Source organism: Paraburkholderia sp. Ac-20336 (genome assembly GCF_017105025.1).
Taxonomy (GTDB): Bacteria; Pseudomonadota; Gammaproteobacteria; order Burkholderiales; family Burkholderiaceae; genus Paraburkholderia.
The window spans coordinates 1-21337 of record NZ_JAAGPS010000031.1 but is presented as its reverse complement, the minus strand read 5'-3'; the positions used below and the strand labels follow the sequence as shown (position 1 = coordinate 21337).

The following is a 21337-nucleotide window of genomic DNA, read 5'->3' as shown; positions in this document are numbered from 1 at the left end:
CGTCACGGCCGCACGCCTGCACGAAGCAGCGCGCGCGGCGCGCGATGCGGCCCCGCTTCCGTCAGCGCGCCTTGAATCAAGGTATCGATTCGATGCACTGGCTCAAGCATTTATTTGAACATTCATCTGGACGATAAGCCCGCCTGCGGCAAAGTCGTTCGTTCATCGAAACACCGCGGCAAGCATTGCATGAAATCCTATCTCCTGTCGCTCGCTGCCGGTCTCCTCGTGGGCCTCGTCTATTCGCTGCTGAAAGTGCGCTCGCCGGCACCGCCGCTGATCGCCCTGGTCGGCCTGCTCGGCATCCTGATCGGCGAACAGGCGCTGCCCACCGTGAAACGGCTGATGTCCGAATCCAGCGCCGCGACGAACGTACACGCCCGTAGCGAGCAGACAACGTCGGGGCAGGTGACAGGACTTGCGCCGCGCCCGACGCGCGCGAATGAAGATACCGCTGGCCAGCACCAGCCTTGAACCGGCTTTGACCCAGCCTTGACCCGCAACGAGACCCCATCATGAATACGGCTGCCGATTCGCCGCTCAGGATTCCTATTTTCAGGGCGCTGTGGATCGCCACCATCGTTTCGAATATCGGCACGTGGATGCAGGATGTCGGCGCGGGCTGGCTGATGACGTCCCTGTCGCGCGACCCGCTGCTGGTGGCGGCGGTGCAGGCCGCGACCACGCTGCCGATGTTCGTGCTGTCGATGCCCGCCGGCGCGCTCGCCGACATCGTCGACCGCAGGCGGCTGCTGCTCGCCACGCAATGGTGGATGGTGGCCGGCGCGGCCCTGCTCTCGATCTTTACGTTCGCCGGCCTGTGCACCCCGTGGCTGCTGCTGGCGATGGTCGCGGCAATCGCCACCGGCATGACGCTCAGCGCACCGGCTTTCCAGGCGACCATCCCCGAACTGGTGCCGCCCGCGAGCCTGCCGCGCGCGATTGCGCTGCTCAGCCTCGGCATCAATATCGCACGCGCGATCGGGCCGGCCGCGGGCGGCCTCGTGATCGCCGCCGCCGGCGGCCCGGCGGCGGTCTTCGCGCTCAATGCGCTATCCAGCATCGGCGTCGCCATAGTGCTGTTGCGCTGGCAACGCACGCCGCGCAAATCGGGCCTGCCCGCCGAACACTTTCTCGGCGCCTTGCAAGCCGGCGTGCGTTACACACGGCAGTCGCCCGCCATGCTGACGGTACTGCTGCGCAGCGCGGCGTTCTTCGTATTTGCAAGCGCGCTCTGGGCCTTGCTGCCGGTGATCGGCCGGCGCGATCTCGGCTTGAGCTCCATCGGCTACGGCGCGCTGCTCGCCTGCCTCGGCTTCGGCGCCATCGTCGGTGCATTGCTTCTGCGCGTGCTCTCCGGACGGATTTCGTGCAACGCGATGATGCTCGCCGCGTCGCTGCTGTTCGCGGCGGCGACTGCATTGCTCGGCATGGCCTCGACCTTTGCCATGGCCGCGCCGGTCATGTTCGCGGCGGGCGTCGCATGGATCACGATCATGTCGTCGCTCACCGGCGCGGCGCAGATGGCCGCGCCCGCCTGGGTCAAGGCGCGTACGCTCGCGCTCTATATGCTCGTCTCGCAAGGCACGATGACCGCGGGTTCGACCTTCTGGGGATGGATCGCCGCGCATGCAGGCGTGCAAGTAGCACTGCTCGCGGCCGGCGCGGCGCTCGGCATCGCGCAGTTGCTCGCCTTGCGTTTCCCGCTCGACGCCGCCGCGAAGCTCGACCTCACACCCGCGGCCGACTGGCCCGCGCCGCATGTGGAAGGCGACATGCAGAACGATCGCGGCCCGGTGCTCGTCACGATCGAGTATCGCATCGCGCCGGCGAGTTCCGCCGACTTCACGCATGCGATGGCACGGCTGCAAGCCAGCCGGCGCCGTGGCGGCGCCCTCTCCTGGGGGTTGTATGAAGATGCGGCGCAGGCGGGTCTGTTCGTCGAGACCTTCGTCGTCGAGAGCTGGATCGAACATTTGCGCCAGCACGAACGTGTCACGCGCGCCGACCGCGAATGCGAGGAAACCGCCCGGCAATTTCATATCGGCACCGAGGTGCCGCGAATCCGTCATCTGATTGCGCCTGCGTGACGGATGGCTCCGGCGCTTCGATAGGGAATCCGAAGCTCTCCCGACATCGGCATGAAGCTCGCGAATACCGTTTTGGTGTTTCAGGATCAGCACGATTCAATTCGTGCAAAAGCGTCGATCAGACCCATGAAAGCCGGGAACCACCCGGCGACGGCGAAGCGCCAACCGAATGTCCCCGATAGACGGCCCTGCCCTCGATCAATTCGCGCCGCCCGATGATCGCCTCGGCGCAGTGCGCCATAAACGCACTCACCCGGCCGGATTTGCGGATGTCGGGATGCGTCAGAAGCCACAACTCGTCATATACCTCGGGTATCACGGGGCTCAATCGGGTGATGCCGGTGACCAGGTCGCCGTACATGCAGGGCAAAAGACCGATGCCGATCCCCGCGGTAATGGCGGAGACCACGCCGATAATAGAGTCGCTTCGATAGACGATATTGCAGGGGTCGACGTGTTCATCGATAAAACTGAATGCCTTGAGCCCGCTCAAGTCCCGGCAATAGGACACCCACGGTCGACGATCGATGATGTCGCCCGCGGGAGAGCCGTTCGCGCTATCGGCCGCGCGGCCATAAATCGCCCATGCGACGGTGCCGAGCTTGCGTCCGAACAGGTTTTCCGGCGGCGCCAGCGTGGCTCGAATCGCAATGTCGGAGTCGCCGCGCGCGAGATTCAGGGGCTTGTTGCCGACCATCATCTCGATCTGCACACCCGGGTTGCGAGTGCGGAAATCCGCGACGATCGGGATAACGAAATCCCGCACGAGCGCATCGCTGGTCGTAATGCGCAGATTGCCTTTTTGACTGTCGGCGTGGCTGGACACGCGCTTCGTCATACTAAGAATATCCAGCTCGATACGACTGGCCAACGCAATCACTTCTTCACCCGCCGCGGTCGGCCCGTAGCCGCTGCGGCGCCGGTCGAACAACACGGCGCCCAAGGCCCGTTCGACCGCGGAAAGCCGCCGGGAAACCGTCGAATGGTTGAGCCCGAGCGCTGTTGCGGCGGCAACGAGGCTGCCGCCCTCTGCGATAGCTTTGACGATACGCAAATCATCCCAAAGTGGATTCGCGGAAGTGTCTGTCACAATGGTCCTTCAGATGCGTTCTGGAGAAACCGCGGTCCGCGACGAGTTTTCAGTCACCACCTTGCAGCCATACTTCATGCTTCCGGCACCGCATTTCTCTCAACAATGCCTTTGATGTCCGATACACAACATTCATATGATCCAGCGCCGCGGTCTCTCTTCGAATTCGCCGTGGAGCGGGTTTATTATGTGAGGTTACCTGCAAGAAAACAAACGACTAATCTTTCTCGCATCCAGCATTTGTCCTGCTAGACAGATGCGATCATACAGGATCGCATCTGTTTTCATGCGCGACGCATACAATCCGCCTGACCGGCCGGGAACGCGGCAACGTACTGCTTGCTGCCCGCTTCCCGTCGCTTCCCGTTCAAAGCGCCGCTCGCACCGCCACATGCAAGGCATGCACAACAGCGGCAACCGGTCATGACGGCACGCCCCGCCAACGCGTTACTTCTTCTCGCTCGCGAGTCGTGCAAGCGCCGCTTCGATACCCGCGGCATAGTCCGGATCGGCTTTTGCGCAATTGCCGATGTGACGCTGCTGAATGTCCTTCGACACGCCGGCAAGCTGCCGCGCCGTGTTATCGAACAGCGTCTGCCGTTGCGCCGCATTCATGCTTCTGAAGAGAATGCCCGGCTGCTGATAGTGATCTTCGTCGACGCGATGATCCCAATGAGCGGCCGCGCCGTCGAGTTCGAGCGGCGGCTCGTTGAGTTGCGGCTGATCGATCCAGACGCCCTTGCTGTTCGGCCAGTACGACGGCGTGCCGCCGAGGTTGCCGTCGGTGCGCATCGCGCCGTCGCGATGATAGCTATGGAACGGGCACTTCGGCGCATTGACGGGGATATGGTTGAAGTTCACGCCGAGCCGGTAGCGTTGCGCATCCGGATACGAGAAGAGGCGCGCCTGCAGCATCTTGTCCGGCGAATAGCCGATACCGGGCACGATGTTCGACGGCGAAAACGCGACCTGCTCGGTTTCGGCGAAGAAGTTCTCCGGATTGCGGTTCAGTTCGAAATAGCCGACTTCGATCAGCGGATAGTCGCCCTTCGGCCACACCTTCGTCAGATCGAACGGATTGAACTGGAATGCCTTGGCCTGCGCATCCGTCATGACCTGAATGAGCAAGGTCCAGCGCGGAAAATCGCCGCGCTCGATGCTGTCGAACAGATCGCGCTGATGCGTCTCGCGGTCCTTGGCAATCAGTGCTTCCGCTTCCGAATCGCTCAGGTTCTCGACGCCCTGCTCCGTGCGGAAATGGAACTTGACCCACGTGCGTTCGTTCTCGGCATTGATGAAGCTATAAGTGTGGCTGCCGAAACCGTGCATATGGCGGAACGTACGCGGAATACCGCGCTCGCTCATCACGATCGTGACCTGGTGCAGTGCTTCGGGCAGCAGCGACCAGAAGTCCCAGTTGCTCTCGGCGCTGCGCATGCCGGTACGCGGATCGCGCTTGATCGCGTGGTTCAGATCGGGGAACCGCAGCGGATCGCGGAAAAAGAACACCGGCGTGTTATTGCCGACCATGTCCCAGTTGCCTTCGTCGGTATAGAACTTCAGCGCGAAGCCGCGAATGTCGCGCTCGGCATCCGCCGCGCCGCGTTCGCCGGCCACCGTCGAGAAGCGCGCGAACAGCGGCGTCTGTTTGCCGACTTCCGCAAACATCTTCGCCTTCGTGTAGCGCGTGACATCGTGCGTCACCGTGAACGTGCCGTAAGCGCCCGCGCCCTTCGCATGCATGCGGCGCTCCGGGATCACCTCGCGATCGAAATGCGCAAGCTTCTCGATCAGCCAGACGTCCTGCAGCAGCGCGGGGCCACGCGGGCCGGCCGTCTGAATGTTGACGTTGTCGCTGACGGGAGCACCGGCCGCATGGGTCATGTTCGGTTCCGTCGATTTTTGGACCATGGTTGTTTTCCTTGAAACCCTATCAATGGGAAGCTGCAGCGAAACGACGAGCGGCGATACGCCGCGATCATCATTCGCTGCATCGGATCTACTGCGTGGGGAATCTATACAGGCAAGGCAGGCTCAACCGAAGGAGCGCATCGTGCGAAGGCGCGGGCGCATCGCATGCGATGACGGCCTATCCGTGGACATCTCCGCGAAAAAACCGCCCCGATGCGCTCGCCCGAGCCGACGCCCTTTACTGCCGATGCTCCCGATCGGCCAATATCGATGCGAGCACGCAGCCGCCAATCAGGCCGATATGCTCGAAGAAGGCGTTACGGTCGGTGAAGCGCACGATGGTATCGGGGTCGGCCCAGAACGGATAAGCGATTGCGGCGGCACTGGCGGTGAATACGCCCAGCGCGCCGGCGGCGAGCCAGGTCAGGCGGCTGCTGATGACGGCCAGCGAAGCGCCGAGTTCGATAAAGATCGTCACCGCGATGATCGGTACGGCAGGATGCAGACCCAGGGCGTGAGCCTCGGCCAATGCGCCCTTCAGATTGAGTAGTTTCGCAATACCGCTTGTCCAGTACGGAAAGGTCAGAGCGATACGTGCCAGCAAACCAAACCATCGATTTTCGAGCAGGCGGACAATGGGCGCAGGTGTCAAAGCGAATATCTCCATCAATGCGGCGGCGAGTCCGCGAGTGCGGACTCATGCGAATAGCGGCCCGTGCGTGCGGTGAAAAAAGCGGCGCACAGCGGCCTCGTACCCAACGGGAAATGCCTTGTGGCTTTGCCGATCCGGCGGGCGGTTCAGCGCTATGGGTGCGCTAATTGTAGGGGGACGGCCGTGCGCAAACCGCGCATTCCAACGGAACCGTTCGTGCAAATATGCGGATATGCGCGTGAATGCCGAGTGCCTGCATCGATGCGCGACGAACTCGCGAGAAGCTTGCTCAGCGGGAGAGAGACAGTACTGTCGAACTCAATTTGAATTCGATAAAAGACCGGTTATCAAAGACAGAAAATCTGTATTGACGATAATGCAATGACGTTATGCGATACGCAGCCGCTATCTCCGTCGGAGACGCGAGCGGCTGCCGTCTGCAAGATAGCAAGCCCGCAAGCTCGCGGCGGCAACCGCCAATGCAGCCGCAACGCGGGCGCAACGTAGATGCAAGAAAGCGCCCGCGAAAGAGCCGCCTCAGGCCTGCCGCACGAATGGCAGCGTGCGGCCTTCCCTCGCGCTTTGCATCGCGAGGTCGATCAGCGTCATGACGTCGATAACGTCCTGCGGGCTCACGGGGAACGGCTTGCCTTCGCGAACTGCCGCCGCAAGCGCGCGATACAGATCCGCATAATTGCCGGCGGCATTGGGCACTTCGCGGTCGGCCGGCTGGCCGTCGTCGCGCAACACATGCAACTGGCCAACTCCGTTACCTTCGCCGAAACCGGGCTGGCCCGGGTACAAGCCGGCCTTGAGCTGCGCTTCCTGCGCATCGAACCCGTGCTTCAGATAGCTGCCGCGCGTGCCATGAATCGCGAACCGCGGCGCATACGTGGCGAGCGCGCTGGCGTGCAGCACGGCGTCGTGGCTCGGGTAGCGCAACACGAGGTGAGCAAAATCGGGCGCACCCGCCTGCTCGCGACGCGTCTGGACGAACGCGGCGACCGACTCGGGCGCGCCGAACAGCGCGAGCGCCTGATCGATCAGATGCGGACCGAGGCCATAGAGCAGGCCGCCGCTGCGCGCGGCAGCCTGGCGCGCGCCCAGGCCGAGGCGGTCGAAATGCGACTCGTAGCGCGTGATGCGGCCCAGCTCGCCGCTCGCGACCAGTTCGCGCACGGTGAGGAAGTCGCCGTCCCAGCGGCGGTTGTGGAACGGCGCGAACACGAGGCCGCGCTGCTTCGCGATGACCGCGAGCGTGCGTGACTCCGCGGCGCTCAGCGTGACCGGCTTGTCGACGAGTACATGCTTGCCGTACTCGAGCGTGCGGCGCGCGAGGTCGAAGTGCGTGTCGTTGGGCGTCGCGATCACGACGCATTCGACAGCATCGAGCGCGAGCAGCGCGTCGAGGCCGTCGACGATCGCCGCCTCGGGGTAGTCGGCCTGGGCACGTTCGCGCTGGCTCGTCGCGATCGCGGCCAGTCGCGCCGCACCGCTATGCGCGATCACGGGCGCGTGAAAGAACTGGCCGGAGAAGCCGTAGCCGATCAGGCCGATTTGCAACGGTGCAGTCATGGGGCGCTTTCTCCTGTCAGCGGATGGACGGCGCAGCGCAAGCCGCTGCCGCGAATGGTGCGAGTGGCGCAAGCCTGTCATGCAAGGCATGGGCGCTCGCGCGCCACGCCGGGTGTGCAGCCCGCATCGCTAGGCGAGGATCTGGTCGACGATCACCTGATTGTTCAGCGAGCTTTCGAGCGAAAAGGCCACGTCCTCCTGCTCGCCGAATACCGTCCGCGCGAAGTCTTCCACCATCAACTGATACTGATCGACGCCGTCGAACGTGGTGATGTGGGTCTCGCCGGTGCGATCGTCGCGATGCCGCACCACGGACGGACCATAGACGCCCGGATTGAACGGCGCATCGAGACTCATCCAGCCATGAGTGCCATGAAACGCCATTTCCTGCCGGCGCGCTAGCTGGGTTCCGCAGTAGAACTGCATCGAGAAGCCGGGAAACTCCAGCGTGCCGCTCGTAAAGCAATCGGTGCCGAAACGCGGATCGATCACCACATCCGCCTGCACCGAAGTCGGTTCGAGCCCCGTTGCGATGCGCGTCGTGACCACCGGATAAACGCCGATGTCGCGCACGCCGCCGCCGCCGAGTTCGCGGTTGTTGCGAAATGCGTTGGGGTCGTCGTTGAAATAGGTAAAGCATCCTTCGACGCGCTTCAGTTCTCCCAACAGGCCCTGCGCGAGACTGTCGCGCACGAAGGCCCATTGCGGATGATGCGCGACCATGAATGCCTCGGCGCACACGAGCCCCGTCGCGTCGCGCAAGGCGATCAGTTCGCGGACCTCGTCCGCTCGCAGCGCGATCGGTTTTTCGCAGAGCACGTGCTTGCCGGCCGCCAGTGCTTTCTTGCACCACTCGAAGTGATGCGCCGTCGTCAGCGGAATATAAACGGCGTCGACGTCGTCGCTCTCGACCACTGCTTCGTAGCTGTCGAGCACCTGATCGATCTGATGCTGCCGCGCAAATGCTTGCGCGCGCGCGGCATCGCGGCTCGCGACGGCGGTGACGCGGGCGTTGCCCGAATTCCGGATCGCGGGCACCACGCGCTTATCGGCAATTTTCGCGGCGCCCAATACGCCCCAGCGCAAAATTTGAGTCATCGCTATTTCCATTCACTTGAATTGATTACCCGGTAACGAAACGGCGGGCGCGGATGCCTGCGCAGCATCCGCGCCCGCGCGCCCTGGTCAACGAGATGACGGCTGGTCTTTCATGGCTTCGTTTCACGGCAGCGGCTTCACTGCCATGACTCACAGCCATGATTTACTGCCGCGATCCACGGCCGTCATTCACCACAGCCGCCATGCACAGCCTCAATCCAGCTTCGGAATCTCGATCACGCGATTTTCCTTGATGGACTGCTCGGCCGCCAAACCGATCATCACGGCCTTCAAACCGTCCTGCAACGAGACTTCGACCGGCTTGCCTTCGAGCACCGCACGCTGGAACCCGAGATGCTCGAAATACGTCGAGCCATGGTGCGCGCCGATGCTGAGCAGCTTCTCGTCGACCTCGACCGTGCGCCGCACCGGCCCCTTCGGATCGCGCGGGCTCACCACCAGTTCGGCCTGCTGCTCGCCGCGGCCGGGCCAGTGCTTGCTTGCGCCCGGCACGAGGCACTCCACCTTACCCTGGTCGCCGACCGCCGCAAAGACTTCCTGCCAATACTCGCCGTCCGCGAACATGCAGAGGTCGAGGCTCGCGCGCCGGCCGCTTGCGAATTCGACGATCACATAGGCGTGGTCGATGATATCGGGCGTCTTGCCGTCATAACGCTCGTCGCGATGGTTGACGTCGGCGCCGCCCGAGGCGAACACGCGCACGGCTTCGTCGCCGACGACGAGACGCATCAGGTCGAAGAAGTGGCAGCACTTCTCGACCAGCGTGCCGCCCGTGCGCTCGGAGAAGCGGTTCCAGTCGCCGACCTTGGTCAGGAACGGATGACGATGCTCGCGAATCGAGAACATCCGCAAATCGCCGATCGTGCCCGCGCGAATCTCGTCGATCATCGCCGTCATCGGCGGCATGTAGCGGTACTCCATGCCGACCCACAGCGGCGCGCGATGCGCCTTCGCGGCGGCGGCCAGATGCCGGCAATCTTCCATCGAGGTACACAGCGGCTTTTCGACCAGCGTCGGGAAAGCCTTCGGTGCGGCGAAAATATCGTCGAGCACGGCCCGATGCGTATCGTTCGGCGTCGCCACGACGAGCACGTCGCAAGCGTCGCTCGCGAGCAGATCGCGATAGTCCGCGAACACCTTCACGTCGTCGCGCCCGGCCGCCTGCTTCGCGCCGGCAATCGATTCCGCATGCGGATCGGCCAGTGCCGTGACGACCGCGTTCGGCAGCAGCGCGATATTGCGCAGGTGTTCCTGTCCCATCATCCCGGCGCCGATCACGCCGTATCTAAGCGGTGCATTCATACCCTTCTCCTTGCTTGATAAAAAACGATTCGATGCGCGTTGCGCGTGTCGTCGCGACTTCGCTCAGCGCATGCGAAACTCAGAAAGACGTGCGCAAGCCGGCCGTCACCACCCACGGATCGAAGCCCGGCGTCACCGTCGCATAATTCGGGTTCAGCAGCCCGAACCCCTGATTCGAATGGCTGTTGTTCGAGATCATCGAAGCATAGCCATACAGTTGCGTGCGCTTCGACAGGAAGTACACATAGCCCACGTCATAGGCCATCGCGCGCGCATTCGCGCTCTGGATGCGCCGCGAGACACCGAGTTCGATGTCGCCATGTCCCGCCGGAATCTTCGCGTTGACGAGAAACGCGGACGCAAACCAGTTGGTCGAATCGGTGCGCTTCGAATAGACGTAGTTGGTGCCGATGAAGTTGCCGCCATAGCCATACGTTGCGGCAACGACCTGCGTCAGTTGCGACGACGGCGTCAGCGTGGTCGTGTTCGCGTAGTACTGGTAGCGATTGACCGCGTAGCCGAGCATCATGCCGAAGCGCTGGTACATCACGTTCATGCCGACGTTGCGGCCGTCGGCCGTTTGACCCGAAGCGTTCTGCGAGCCGAACGAATAACCGATTTCGCTCGACAGCCCGTAGTAGTTCGGCGTGCGGTAACGCACGGCGTTCGGATAGAAGCCGCCCGTGCCCGACTTGCCGAGCGTCGACGAGTGTTCCAGCGACATGATCGCGGCCGGGTTCGAAAGACCGTAGGTCGAGACGTCCGAAGCCAGAAACACCCAGTAAATCGGCAGATACATGTAGCCCGCGTCGACGCTGCCGTACTGCGTGCTCGACAACCCGACCGACGCGCCGCGATTGAACAGCGTCGAGCCGCCGGCCACACCCGTATACGTGCTGAAGCCGGTTTCGAGCTGGAAGTTCGCCCGGTAGCCGCCGCCCAAGTCTTCGCTGCCGCGAAAGCCGAAGCGCGAGGCCTGCAGGTTGCCGCTCGCGGCCATCGCCGTCGGGCTCACGTTGTCGTTGAATTTGCCGTACTGCAAGGCCGAATCGACGATCCCATACAGCGTCAGCGTCGATTGCGCCCACGCGGTGGAATGCCCCGCCGCAGCAAGCGCTGAGAACATTAATCCATTTCGCAGGCACGAGCGTACCCGCGCGCCCTTTTTCAGGCGCTTTTTCGTGTAAAGCATCAGAGATCTCCAGAGATGTTTATTTTTTACTTCGGGTCTGCTTACCTATTGAACGCACGGGAACCGCCGCTACCCTCCTATCCGACTACCGACACCTGAGCGAGTCCCGCGTCGACGACCAGGTTCTGTCCCGTGATCGCCATCGCCTGCGGGCTTGCGAGAAACAACGCAGCGTCCGCGACATGCTCGGGCACGACGCGATATTTCAGACACTGCAAATCGAGAAACTGCTGATCGGCGGCGGGATCGCGCCACAGCGCCGTCTGCCGTGGCGTGACGACGGCGCCCGGCAGCACCGCGTTGACGCGGATGCCGTGCTCGCCGAGCTCGCGTGCGAGCGTGCGCGTGATCCCCGAAATCGCCGCCTTCGAAGCCGTGTAGCCGATCAGGTTGGGACGCCCGCGCAGCCAGGAGATCGAGCCGAGGTTGATGATCGAGCCGCCGCCCGCCTCGCGCATGCCGGGCGCCACGCGCTGCGTCGCGAACACGTGGTGCGTCAGATTGACGGCCAGCATCTCGTGCCACATCTCGACCGAGAGATCGTCGAGCGCATGGCGCGTATCGCGGCCCGCGTTGTTGACCAGCGTGCGGATCGTCCCGAGCTGGCGCGCCGCCACGTCGAGCACGGCGCGATAGGCGTCGATATCGCGCACGTCGCAGCGCGCGAACCATGGGCGCAGGCGCTCGACCGCCGCGCTCGGCGCCGCGTTGCCGAGCCGCTCGCAGAGCGCGTGGCCGGCTTCTTCGTCGAGATCGCAGAAAGCCACCTGCGCGCCCTGCTCCCAGAACGCTTCGGCGAGGGCCGCGCCGATGCCCGACGCGCCGCCCGATATGAACGTCACCTGTCCGGCGAGCGCCGGATACAGCGGACGGTTTGAATTCATGCTTGTCTCCTGTTGCCGAATGAGGCGGCGAATGTGGCCGGAAGTGCCTGCAATGCGATCGACATGTGCGCCTCGAGCGCGTCGCCGGGCGCGAGCACATGCATCGGCGGCGCGTTGCCGTTCAGCGCGTTGTTCGCATGGCTCACCGGCTCGAAGGCGAAAAACGGCTGCCCGGCCGGGCGAAACAGCACGGCACAGCGCAGCGTGTCGCCCGCTGCAATCGCGATCCGGTGATGCGGCGTGTCGATCGTCGCGGCACCGCTCCAGCCGGTAAAGCAGTTGTCGACGACGGTGTCGTCGAGCGCGCCGAACGCGGACGGCGACACGCTCCCGCACGGCAGATCGTCGGCGTCGGTCACCAGCATCGCGGCCCATCCGGTCGCGAGCGTGGTCGGCCCCGCCTCCGTATCGAGCGGAAAGAACGGATGCCAGCCCGCGCCGCACGGCGCGGCCTCGGCGCCGGTATTGACGATGCGCAGGCTCAGCCGCAGCACGTCGCCGTCGATCTCGATGCGCTGCCGCGCGTCGAATGCGAACGGCCAGTGTTCGTCGGGCGTGTGCACGAGCCGCATATCGAGCGCGCTCGCCTCGCTCTCCGTCACCTGCCAGGGCTGCTGAAAACCGACGCCATGAATCGCGTGCTGGATTCCGGCCAGGTTATTCGTCAAGGTGTACTGCGTATCGCCGAAACGAAACGCGCCGAACGCGATGCGATTCGAAAACGGCACGAGCGGATAGCACGCGCTCTTGCGCACGTTGCGTGCCGAAAGCTCGGCGTCCGGCATCGGGCGCAGCACATCGCGGCCATGCCAGCGCGCATCGACGATCGCGCCGCCGAGCGAGGGCGCGATGCGCAGTTGCCATGCGTCGCTACGCAGCGCGAACAGTTCCGGAGTGCCTGGCATGGTTAGTACGGCCCGCCCGCGTTGGCGCTGACCTGAACCTTGTCCAGCGCGGCGATGAAAGCGCCGGCCTGGCGCATCATCATGCCGAGGTCGGACGCGATCGCCACGTAGTCGTAGCCCATCGCGACGAACTCGCTGACCATCTCGGGCGTCGGTCCGACGATGCCGATCGGCATGCCGATCGCATTCGCCCGGCGCGCGCAATCGGCCAGCGCGGCACGCACGTCCGCATCGGCCAGATTGCCGATCTTGCCCATCGCCGCCGACAGATCGCCGGGCCCGACGAACAGCGCGTCGACACCGGGCACGGCCGCGATCTCTTCGAGCCGCGTAATGGCCTCGGGTGTTTCGAGTTGCACGATGCAGGCGGTCGCTTCATTGGCGCGCTTGCCGAACTCGCTCCAGGTGCCATAGCGGCTCGCGCGATGCATCGCCGCGAAACCGCGCGTGCCGAGCGGCGGGAACTTGATCGAGGCGACGGCCGCGCGCGCCTCTTCGGGACTCTGCACATACGGGAACATCAGCGTGGCCGCGCCCATGTCGAGCGCCCGCTTCGCGAGGGTCGCGTCGTTGCGCGCGAGGCGCACGATCGACGCCGCGCCGCCGCATTCGACGGCTTGCAGCATATGCAGCACGTCGGTGAATTCGAGCGGCGCGTGCTCCATGTCGATCAGCAGCCAGTCGAAACCGGCGTGGCCAAGCGCCTCGGCGGTCGACGCCGCGCCGGACATCAGCCAGGTGCCGAGCGGATGCGCGCGCATCGTGCTGTCCGCGGTGCGCTTCAGCGCGTCGCGAAACGCGTTGCGCGACGGGTCCTGCTTGCTTCGGTTGCTCATCATGTGCGTCCTAGAAAATGGGTGGCTCGACGGGTTCTTCGAAGCCCGTCAGAAAGTCGAAGTCGCAGCCCTTGTCCGCTTGCGAAACATGCTCCACGTACAGGCGGATATAGCCGCGCTTGCGCGGCTTCGGCGGCGCGTGCCAGTCGGCGCGGCGACGCGCCAGTTCGTCGTCGGTCAGCAGCACGTCGAGGCGGCCGGCTGCCACGTCGAGTTCGATCGTGTCGCCGGTGCGGATCAGCGCGAGCGGGCCACCCGCCGCCGCTTCGGGCGCGACGTGCAGCACGCAGGTGCCGTAGTGGGTGCCGCTCATGCGCGCATCCGAGATGCGCACCATGTCGCGCACGCCGGCCGCGAGCAGCTTCTTCGGAATCGGCAGGTTGCCCCACTCGGGCATGCCGGGCGCGCCGACCGGGCCGCCGCCGCGCAGCACGAGCACGGTGTCCGCGTCGACGTCGAGTGCGGGGTCGTGAATCTTCGCGTTCATCTCGGCGATCGAATCGAACACGAGCGCGCGGCCGCGATGCTTCATCAGATGCGGGCTCGCCGAGCTCGGCTTGATGACCGCGCCGCTCGGCGCGAGATTGCCGCGCAGCACGCCGAGCGCCCCGCGTTCGCTGACGGGATCGGTCAGCGGCCGGATCGCGTCCTCGCCCTGCGGACGCTGCCCCGCTTCGAAGCGCGCGAGGTTCTCGCCGAGCGTCGCGCCCGTGACGGTCATGCAGTCGAGCGACAGATGCGCCTTCACGACGCCCAGCAAGGCCGGGATGCCGCCCGCGTAATAGAAGTCTTCCATGAGCCGCTGGCCGGACGGAAACACGTCGGCCAGCACCGGAATGCGCTTGCCGACGCGCTCGATGTCGTCGAGCGTGAGCGGCACGTTGCCGCGTCCGGCGATCGCGATCGTGTGAATCGCCGCGTTCGTCGAACCGCCGAGCGCCATGTAGGTCACGATGCCGTTCTCGACCGACTCGCGCGTGAAGAAGCGGCTCGGCTTCAGGTCTTCCCAGACCATTCCGACGATGCGCTCGCCGCTCGCGGAGCACATCCGCGTATGCGAGGCGTCCATCGCCGGAATGCTCGTCGCGCCCGGCAGCGTGAAGCCCATCGCCTCGACGATCGAGGTCATCGTGCTGGCCGTGCCCATCGTGTTGCAGGTGCCGGGCGCGCGCGTCATGCGCGCTTCGAGCGAAATCCATTCGGGCTGCTCGATATTGCCGGCCACGTATTCGTCCCAGAACTTCTTCGTGTGCGTGCCCGCGCCGACCACCTGGCCGCGATGCCGGTCGCTGAGCATCGGGCCGGCCGGCACGAAGATGCACGGCAGGTCCGCCGACAGCGCGCCCATCATCAGGCCGGGCGTGGTCTTGTCGCAGCCGCCCATCAGCACCGCGCCGTCGATCGGCAGCGAGCGCAGCAATTCCTCGGTTTCCATCGCGAGAAAATTGCGGTAGATCATCGTGGTCGGCTTGACCATCACTTCGCCGAGCGACATCGCCGGCAGTTCGAACGGCATGCCGCCCGCCTGCAGAATGCCGCGCTTGACGGCTTCGGCGCGCTCGCGCAGATGCGCATGGCACGGCGACAGATCGCTCCACGTATTGATGATGCCGATCACCGGGCGCGACATGAATTCCTCGCGGCGCAACCCCATCTGCTGCAGGCGCTGACGATGCGCGAACGAACGCATGTCGTCGGGCGCGAGCCAGCGCTGGCTGCGCAATTCGCTGAGTTGTTTGAGTTTTCGTTGCACCATGTTCAAGCCGTGAGGTTGCCAGATTGATAAGTAAGCGCCGCCGTCTTCGCGTGCGCCACCGTGCCGGCGCCGGTGATAGCCGGCGCGACGAGACTGCCGCCCGCGATCGCCAGCAGCACGAAGACCACGCGTCGCACCGCGACCGGAGACCAGTTCGGCGGATACCGGCGCGCGAGCCAGGTGACGACCAGCACGACCGGCAGCGCCTCGAGGCTCAACGCCACCGAAGCCGCGTCGAAACGGTGCTGGGCCAGCACGATGATGAGCCGCAACACGGCGTTGATCGCGAACAGCAACACCAGCGTATCGCGCACGACGATGCGATCGAGCGGCTGGCGATACAGATGAAACACCATCGGCGGACCCGCGCTCGCGAACACGCCGCCCATTACGCCCGAAATACCGCCGTAAAACACGAAGCTGGCGGTCGAGCCGAGCTGCGCGCGCGGCTTCGTCTGCACGACCAGCAGCACGCTGCACGCCAGAATCGCCACGCCGAGCGCGAAGCGCACCGCGCCGATCGCGTTGTCCGACAGCCACGCCAGCAGGCACGCGCCGATCGCCACGCCGACGAGGCTGCTGCCATACGACGGCACCAGCAGGCTGCGCGGCAGGGCCGGTACGCGGCGCACCAGCATCGCGGCATTGGCCAGTATCATCATCGTGACGACATTTGCCGCGACCGGCAACGGCGCGAGATGGAACACCGCGACGAGGCCGAGCAGCACGAGCCCGAACGCGAAGCCGGTCAGGCTCTGCGTAAACGTCGCGGTCGCTACGCAGACCGCGAACAGCAGATGATGCAGAAACGCGCTCACTTCGCGTCCTTCCCGAGCGCCAGCAATTGCGCCTCGCGCGCGGCGCCGTGGCGCACGAAGACCGGCGGCTCGCCGAGCGGCGCGGCGACCTCGACATGCTGGCCGCCTTCGTAGCACGTGCCGCTCCATAGATGCGTCCACGCATCGCCTTGCGGCAGGTAGACGCGCCATTGCGTGACGTCGGCCGCATGCACCGGCGCGACCAGCAGATCGCGGCCGTACAGGTAGTGGTCCTGGATCGCGTAGGTCGCGCGATCCTGCTCGTAGTGCAGGAACAGCGGACGCTGCAGCGGCAGGCCGCGCGACGCCGCCTCGTCGACGAGTTCGCGCACGTACGGCTTCAGCGCGACGAACACGCGCGTCATGCGCGCGAAGTGCGCGAGCACCGCGTCGTTCTGCCAGAACTGGAAGTTCTCGTCGGGCCGGTTGCCTTCGTGCGTGCGCATCATCGGCGTGAAGGCCGCCATTTCCGCCCAGCGCTGGAACAGCTCCGGCGTGCGCGTATTGCCGAACAGGCTCGTGTAGCCGCCGATGTCGCTATGGTGATAGGCATTGCCGAGCAGCCCCGACGACAACGCGCCGCAGATTACGGTCTGCAAGCCGTCGTGGCGCGTGAAGTCGACCGACTGGTCGCCGGCCCACAGCAGCGGGCAATGCGCCTGCACGCCGGTGTAGCCCGCGCGCATGAAGAACACCGCGTCGCCGGTGCGGCCCGCCGCCGCGATCGCGCGCGCGTTCGCCTCTGCCCACAGCGTGGGCCACGCGTTGTGCATCAGCTTCGCGTCGACGCCGTTGGCGAGCGTCACGTCGATCGGCAGGTATTCGCCGAAATCCGCCATCCAGCCGTCGAGGCCCTGGTCGAGCATCTCGCCGCGAATCACCCGCTCTTCGAACCAGCGCGCCGCGGCCGGGTTCGTGAAATCGACCACGCCGCAATCGAACTCGCCGAAATCGACCAGATAGTCGCTGCCGTCGGCGCGCGTCGCCAGATAGCCGGCGGCCTTCGCCTCGGCGTACAGCGTGCCGTCGTTGCACAGATACGGGTTCACATAGCCGAGAAAGCGCACGCCGCGCGCGTTGAGCTGCTTCACCCATTCGGCGTGGCCGGGGTAGCGCGTTTCGTTCCAGCGCCAGTCCCAGAAGAGCCGCTTGCCGAACGAGGTCTGACGAATGCCGACCCAGTCCTCGCACCACAGGCCGCTCACGGCCAGGCCCGCCGCCACGCTTTGCTCCATGATCCGCTGCGCGTGGTCGCGGCCGTTCTTCAGGCCGAGAATCGCGCCGTCCATCACCCACGCGGGCAGCGCGGGCTGGCGGCCGAAGCGTTGCGAGACGCGCTCGACGAGCGTGGGGTAATCGTCGGCGAGGATGAACTCGAAGCGCTCGGGAATCGCCCAGAATTGCAGTTCGTGACGCTCGGCATGACGGAAATCGAAATCGGCATAGGCCGTCGTTTCCGCGTGCAGGCAGTACTTCTGCGACGACACGAAGGTCGGCTGCGGATAGTTGGTGTGGTAGTAATCGCCGCCCGCCTTCGCGGTCGTGTCGGCCTGCCACGTCAGATAGGTGTGCTTGTCGCGGCCCACGCCGGGCTCCGAGGTCCAGAGCGGGAAATGGCGGCCGCGCAGATCGAAATACGACATCTGCTCGCCGCAGCCCCACACGTGCTCGTCGTGCTGCGCGGGCACGCGCCACCACAGGCGGTTGATGCCGTCGCGCGCCGACAACTCAAGCTGCACGCCGTGCGCCGACTGGCTGGCGACGATCGTCAGTTCCGGCTTCGCCTGCACGTCGCGGGCCAGCTCGATGCGCGCGCCGCCGTCCGGCAGCGGCGTGAGCCGCGCATCGCGCAGCGCGACGCGCTCCTCGACGTAATCCTCGATGTCGAAGTTGCCGCGATACATGTCCATCCGCTCGACGCCGCATCCCACGAATACGGCCGGCGCATGCGGCGTGTGCTCGAACAGCGTGCGGCCCGCCACGCGCAATACCAGCTTGCCATCCGCTTCTGTCTGCCAGTTCATCGGTTTTTTCCTTGCCTGTTCTGTTCGTTGGGTCGATCCCGGTCCGTCAATGTCCGCCCGATTCGTTCGCCGAACTGTTCCATTCGAGGCGCCGCTCATGAGCCAGCGTCCAGCGGCGGAACACCGCCATCAGCACGAGCGCGACAGCCCATGTCAGCGCGATAAAGACCTGGTACTGGACCGTGACGCCGCCGTGACGCGCGACGCCGAGCGGCGACATGGTGAGATAGATGGTCACGAGCATCGCCATCAGGAACACGCTCATGGTGCTGGCGTGACGCCACGGCGTCATGTCGCCGGTGCGCCGCAGTTGCGGCTCGTAGGCCGTCGCGCGGCGGTGGCGCCGGCCGAGCACCAGCATCAGCGAGACTTCGAACACGAACAGGATGCCCATCACGTGCACGAAGTTGATGCCGAACTTCTTGTCGAGCTGGAACAGCAGGATGCCGAACGCGTAGATCAGCACGTGCAGCAGCAGCACGATCTTCGCCGGGAACGCGCCGACCCGCTTGCTGAAGAAGCCCACCAGCACGACCGCGATGATCGGGATGTTGTAGAAGCCGGTGAAACGGCGCATCAGGATGTAGATGCCGTCCGGCGCGTACATCAGCAGCGGTGCGATCAGCAGCGAAATGACGGCGATCGCCACGCTCGCGCTCTTGCCGACGCGAATCAGTTTCTCGTCGCTGGCATCGGGCTTCCATGCGCGATAGAAGTCGAAGGCGATCAGCGTCGCCGTGCTGTTGATGACCGCGTTGAAGTGGCTCATCACCGTGCCGAACAGCACCGCGACGAAGAAGCCTTTGGCCCACCACGGCAGCACGTCCGCCACCAGTTGCGGATAGGCGAGATCGGGACGGCTCAGCGGATGGCCCGCATACAGATGGAACGCGATGATGCCCGGCACCATCATGATGAGCGGCACGAGCAGCTTCATCATGCCCGACAGCAGCACGCCCTTCTGGCCTTCGGCGAGGTTCTTCGCCGCGAACGTGCGCTGCACGATCGACTGGTTCGTACACCAGTAGAACAGGTTGGCGAAGATCATGCCGGTAAACAGCGTGCCGAACGGCACCGAATCCTTCGGACCGCCGATCGCCGAGAGTTTCTCCGGCGCCTGGGTCGTGATGATGTGCACGCCGGAGAAGAAGTCGCCATGTCCGAGCGCGAGCAGGCCGAGCACCGGCACCATCAGGCCGCCGATCAGCAGGCCGATGCCGTTGATCGTGTCGGACACCGCCACCGCCCGCAAGCCGCCGAACACCGCATACATCGCGCCGATGATCCCCGACATCCAGACCAGGATCGTGATCGTGCTCGCGTACGACATGCCGAACAGCGCCTGCACGCCGAACACCTGGTTGAACGTGATCGCGCCGAGATACAGGCCGGCCGGGTTCACCACCAGCATGTAGCCGACCACGAAGAACGCGCTCACCACGCGCCGCGTGGTCGCGTCGTAGCGTTCCTCGAGAAACTGCGGCAGCGTCGAAAAGCCGCCGCGCAGGTAGCGCGGCAGGAAGAACATCGCCAGCGCCACGGTCGCGACGGCCGCCGTGCATTCCCAGGCCATCGCCGAGAGGTTGTTCGCGTAGGCGTCGCCGTTCAGGCCGACCATCTGCTCGACCGACAGATTGGTCAGCATCATCGAGCCGGCGATGAACCAGCCCGTCAGCCCGCCGCTCGCCATGAAATAGCCGCGCGCGCCGTGATCCTTCGCGCGACGCGTGAACAGGTACGACACGAAGCCGACCAGCGCGGTGAAAAACGCAAAGCTCAGTATGGTGAAAATCATTGTCTCCTCATCTCTCTCTGAGGCCGCCGGCGGACTTGTATTGAGGCTTTTCCGGCCGGCAACCCGCGCGCCGCTTTTCGCAGCGCTGCGATTTTTGCACGAGACGTTCGTGCGAGATCATGCCGTTATGCCACCTGCATGCACAAGTACTTCATTTCCAGATACTCGTCGATGCCGTATTTCGAACCCTCGCGTCCGAGCCCCGACTGCTTGACGCCGCCGAACGGCGCTTCCGCCGTCGAGATCAGCCCCGTGTTGATGCCGACCATGCCGAATTCCAATGCTTCCGCGATGCGCCACACGCGCGCCATGTCGCGCGTGTAGAAATAGCTGGCGAGACCGAACTCCGTGTCGTTGGCGAGCGCAATCACGTCCTGTTCGTCGGTGAAGCGCATGACGGGCGCGACCGGGCCGAAAATCTCCTCGCGCGCGACACGCATGCCGGGCGTGACGTTCGTCAGCACGGTCGGCGCGTAGTGGTGCGCGGTCGCGCCGTCGAATGCCAGCGGCTCGCCGCCGCACAGCACCTGCGCGCCGTGCGCCTTGGCGTCGGCGACCAGCTCGCCCACCTTGGCGAGCGCGCGATCGTCGATCAGCGGGCCGATCTGCGTCGACGCGGCACGGCCGTCGCCGCAACGCAGCTCGCGCACGCGCGCCGCGAGTTTGTCGACGAAGGCATCATAAATGCCGGCCTGCACGTAGAAGCGGTTCGCGCACACGCAGGTCTGCCCGGCATTGCGGTACTTCGAAATCAGCGCGCCTTCGATGGCGGCGTCGAGATCGGCGTCGTCGAACACGATGAACGGCGCGTTGCCGCCCAACTCCAGCGACAGCTTCTGGATATGCCGCGCGCCCTGCTCCATCAGGCGCGCGCCGATGTCGGTCGAGCCCGTGAACGACAGCTTGCGCACGATCGGGTTGCCCGTCAGTTCCTCGGCGATCCGCTGCGCGTTGCCCGTCACGACGTTGAGCACGCCGGCCGGAATGCCCGCGCGCTCGGCCAGCACGGCCAGCGCGAGCGCCGACAGCGGCGTCTGCGAGGCGGGCTTGAGCACCATCGTGCAACCCGCCGCGAGCGCCGGCCCCGCCTTGCGGGTAATCATCGCCGCCGGGAAATTCCACGGCGTGATGGCCGCGCAAACGCCGACCGGCTGGCGAATCGTGACGAGCCGGCGGTCGTTCGACGGCGTGGCGATCACGTCGCCGTCGACCCGCCGCGCCTCCTCGGCGAACCATTCGATGAAGGACGCGTGCTTGACCCCCATCGTGCAACCCGCCGCGAGCGCCGGCCCCGCCTTGCGGGTAATCATCGCCGCCGGGAAATTCCACGGCGTGATGGCCGCGCAAACGCCGACCGGCTGGCGAATCGTGACGAGCCGGCGGTCGTT

General features: G+C 65.1%; 17 protein-coding genes. 2 read left to right on the top strand and 15 right to left on the bottom strand.

The features are described 5' to 3' along the window. The first annotated feature begins 189 nt into the window (after positions 1-189). Both GXB81_RS12335 and GXB81_RS12330 read left to right on the top strand, forming a co-directional pair. On the top strand, positions 190-474 hold the full coding sequence (locus tag GXB81_RS12335) for a DUF1427 family protein (RefSeq protein WP_167041394.1): 285 nt from the start codon (positions 190-192) through the stop codon (positions 472-474). Between the two features lie 41 nt (positions 475-515). Beyond that, complete coding sequence (locus GXB81_RS12330; RefSeq protein ID WP_205989253.1) at positions 516-2090, top strand: MFS transporter; 1575 nt, start codon at positions 516-518, stop codon at positions 2088-2090. 118 nt (positions 2091-2208) lie between these two features. Here the strand turns inward: GXB81_RS12330 and GXB81_RS12325 are convergent, their stop codons facing one another. The 15 genes from GXB81_RS12325 to GXB81_RS12260 form a co-directional block, all read right to left on the bottom strand. Then, positions 2209-3180, bottom strand: a complete 972-nt coding sequence (locus GXB81_RS12325) for a LysR family transcriptional regulator (protein ID WP_205192799.1) — start codon at positions 3178-3180, stop codon at positions 2209-2211. 447 nt (positions 3181-3627) lie between these two features. Further along, on the bottom strand, positions 3628-5064 hold the full coding sequence (locus GXB81_RS12320) for a catalase (RefSeq protein ID WP_167283847.1): 1437 nt from the start codon (positions 5062-5064) through the stop codon (positions 3628-3630). Positions 5065-5329: 265 nt separating this feature from the next. After that, entirely contained in the window at positions 5330-5758 is a 429-nt protein-coding gene (locus tag GXB81_RS12315) for a DoxX family protein (RefSeq protein WP_167041388.1), read from the bottom strand. Between the two features lie 522 nt (positions 5759-6280). Further along, the gene (locus tag GXB81_RS12310) at positions 6281-7318 is read right to left on the bottom strand and encodes a Gfo/Idh/MocA family oxidoreductase (RefSeq protein WP_205989252.1); all 1038 of its coding nucleotides are present in this window, start codon (positions 7316-7318) and stop codon (positions 6281-6283) included. Between the two features lie 129 nt (positions 7319-7447). After that, complete coding sequence (locus GXB81_RS12305; RefSeq protein ID WP_205192795.1) at positions 7448-8416, bottom strand: Gfo/Idh/MocA family oxidoreductase; 969 nt, start codon at positions 8414-8416, stop codon at positions 7448-7450. Between the two features lie 213 nt (positions 8417-8629). Further along, on the bottom strand, positions 8630-9739 hold the full coding sequence (locus tag GXB81_RS12300; protein ID WP_167283808.1) for a Gfo/Idh/MocA family oxidoreductase: 1110 nt from the start codon (positions 9737-9739) through the stop codon (positions 8630-8632). A gap of 79 nt (positions 9740-9818) precedes the next feature. After that, on the bottom strand, positions 9819-10865 hold the full coding sequence (locus tag GXB81_RS12295; RefSeq protein WP_167041379.1) for a porin: 1047 nt from the start codon (positions 10863-10865) through the stop codon (positions 9819-9821). A 143-nt stretch (positions 10866-11008) separates the two neighbouring features. Beyond that, positions 11009-11815 carry an SDR family oxidoreductase gene (locus GXB81_RS12290; RefSeq protein WP_205989251.1) on the bottom strand — a complete coding sequence of 269 codons (807 nt, stop codon included), beginning with the start codon at positions 11813-11815 and terminating at the stop codon, positions 11009-11011. Continuing rightward, positions 11812-12720 (bottom strand): aldose 1-epimerase, encoded by a 909-nt coding sequence (locus tag GXB81_RS12285; protein ID WP_205989250.1) that lies wholly within the window; start codon positions 12718-12720, stop codon positions 11812-11814. The genes GXB81_RS12290 and GXB81_RS12285 overlap by 4 nt, the downstream gene beginning before the upstream one ends. A gap of 2 nt (positions 12721-12722) precedes the next feature. Beyond that, positions 12723-13559 carry an aldolase/citrate lyase family protein gene (locus tag GXB81_RS12280; RefSeq protein WP_240162812.1) on the bottom strand — a complete coding sequence of 279 codons (837 nt, stop codon included), beginning with the start codon at positions 13557-13559 and terminating at the stop codon, positions 12723-12725. Positions 13560-13566: 7 nt separating this feature from the next. Beyond that, positions 13567-15312: an L-arabinonate dehydratase gene (gene araD / locus GXB81_RS12275; RefSeq protein WP_205989249.1), complete on the bottom strand. Its 1746-nt coding sequence runs from the start codon at positions 15310-15312 to the stop codon at positions 13567-13569. Positions 15313-15314: 2 nt separating this feature from the next. Further along, positions 15315-16130, bottom strand: a complete 816-nt coding sequence (locus tag GXB81_RS12270) for a TSUP family transporter (protein WP_346777791.1) — start codon at positions 16128-16130, stop codon at positions 15315-15317. Further along, positions 16127-18253 carry an alpha-glucosidase gene (locus GXB81_RS31415; RefSeq protein WP_277396785.1) on the bottom strand — a complete coding sequence of 709 codons (2127 nt, stop codon included), beginning with the start codon at positions 18251-18253 and terminating at the stop codon, positions 16127-16129. Before GXB81_RS31415 ends, GXB81_RS12270 begins: the two co-directional genes overlap by 4 nt. Continuing rightward, positions 18201-19949: a solute:sodium symporter family transporter gene (locus GXB81_RS12265; protein ID WP_167283804.1), complete on the bottom strand. Its 1749-nt coding sequence runs from the start codon at positions 19947-19949 to the stop codon at positions 18201-18203. Before GXB81_RS12265 ends, GXB81_RS31415 begins: the two co-directional genes overlap by 53 nt. Positions 19950-20074: 125 nt before the next feature. After that, a partial coding sequence (locus GXB81_RS12260; RefSeq protein ID WP_205989248.1) for an NAD-dependent succinate-semialdehyde dehydrogenase occupies positions 20075-21337 on the bottom strand: 1263 nt, incomplete at its 5' end.

What these genes read in the sequence shown, in the direction of transcription:
- GXB81_RS31415 (WP_277396785.1), bottom strand. Translation starts at nt 18,253, where the DNA reads ATGAGCGGCGCCTCGAATGGAACAGTTCGGCGAACGAATCGGGCGGAC.
- GXB81_RS12285 (WP_205989250.1), bottom strand. Translation starts at nt 12,720, where the DNA reads ATGCCAGGCACTCCGGAACTGTTCGCGCTGCGTAGCGACGCATGGCAA.
- araD (WP_205989249.1), bottom strand. Translation starts at nt 15,312, where the DNA reads ATGGTGCAACGAAAACTCAAACAACTCAGCGAATTGCGCAGCCAGCGC.
- GXB81_RS12305 (WP_205192795.1), bottom strand. Translation starts at nt 8,416, where the DNA reads ATGACTCAAATTTTGCGCTGGGGCGTATTGGGCGCCGCGAAAATTGCC.
- GXB81_RS12320 (WP_167283847.1), bottom strand. Translation starts at nt 5,064, where the DNA reads ATGACCCATGCGGCCGGTGCTCCCGTCAGCGACAACGTCAACATTCAG.
- GXB81_RS12315 (WP_167041388.1), bottom strand. Translation starts at nt 5,758, where the DNA reads ATGGAGATATTCGCTTTGACACCTGCGCCCATTGTCCGCCTGCTCGAA.
- GXB81_RS12265 (WP_167283804.1), bottom strand. Translation starts at nt 19,949, where the DNA reads ATGATTTTCACCATACTGAGCTTTGCGTTTTTCACCGCGCTGGTCGGC.
- GXB81_RS12300 (WP_167283808.1), bottom strand. Translation starts at nt 9,739, where the DNA reads ATGAATGCACCGCTTAGATACGGCGTGATCGGCGCCGGGATGATGGGA.
- GXB81_RS12310 (WP_205989252.1), bottom strand. Translation starts at nt 7,318, where the DNA reads ATGACTGCACCGTTGCAAATCGGCCTGATCGGCTACGGCTTCTCCGGC.
- GXB81_RS12280 (WP_240162812.1), bottom strand. Translation starts at nt 13,559, where the DNA reads ATGATGAGCAACCGAAGCAAGCAGGACCCGTCGCGCAACGCGTTTCGC.
- GXB81_RS12295 (WP_167041379.1), bottom strand. Translation starts at nt 10,865, where the DNA reads ATGTTCTCAGCGCTTGCTGCGGCGGGGCATTCCACCGCGTGGGCGCAA.
- GXB81_RS12330 (WP_205989253.1), top strand. Translation starts at nt 516, where the DNA reads ATGAATACGGCTGCCGATTCGCCGCTCAGGATTCCTATTTTCAGGGCG.
- GXB81_RS12290 (WP_205989251.1), bottom strand. Translation starts at nt 11,815, where the DNA reads ATGAATTCAAACCGTCCGCTGTATCCGGCGCTCGCCGGACAGGTGACG.
- GXB81_RS12335 (WP_167041394.1), top strand. Translation starts at nt 190, where the DNA reads ATGAAATCCTATCTCCTGTCGCTCGCTGCCGGTCTCCTCGTGGGCCTC.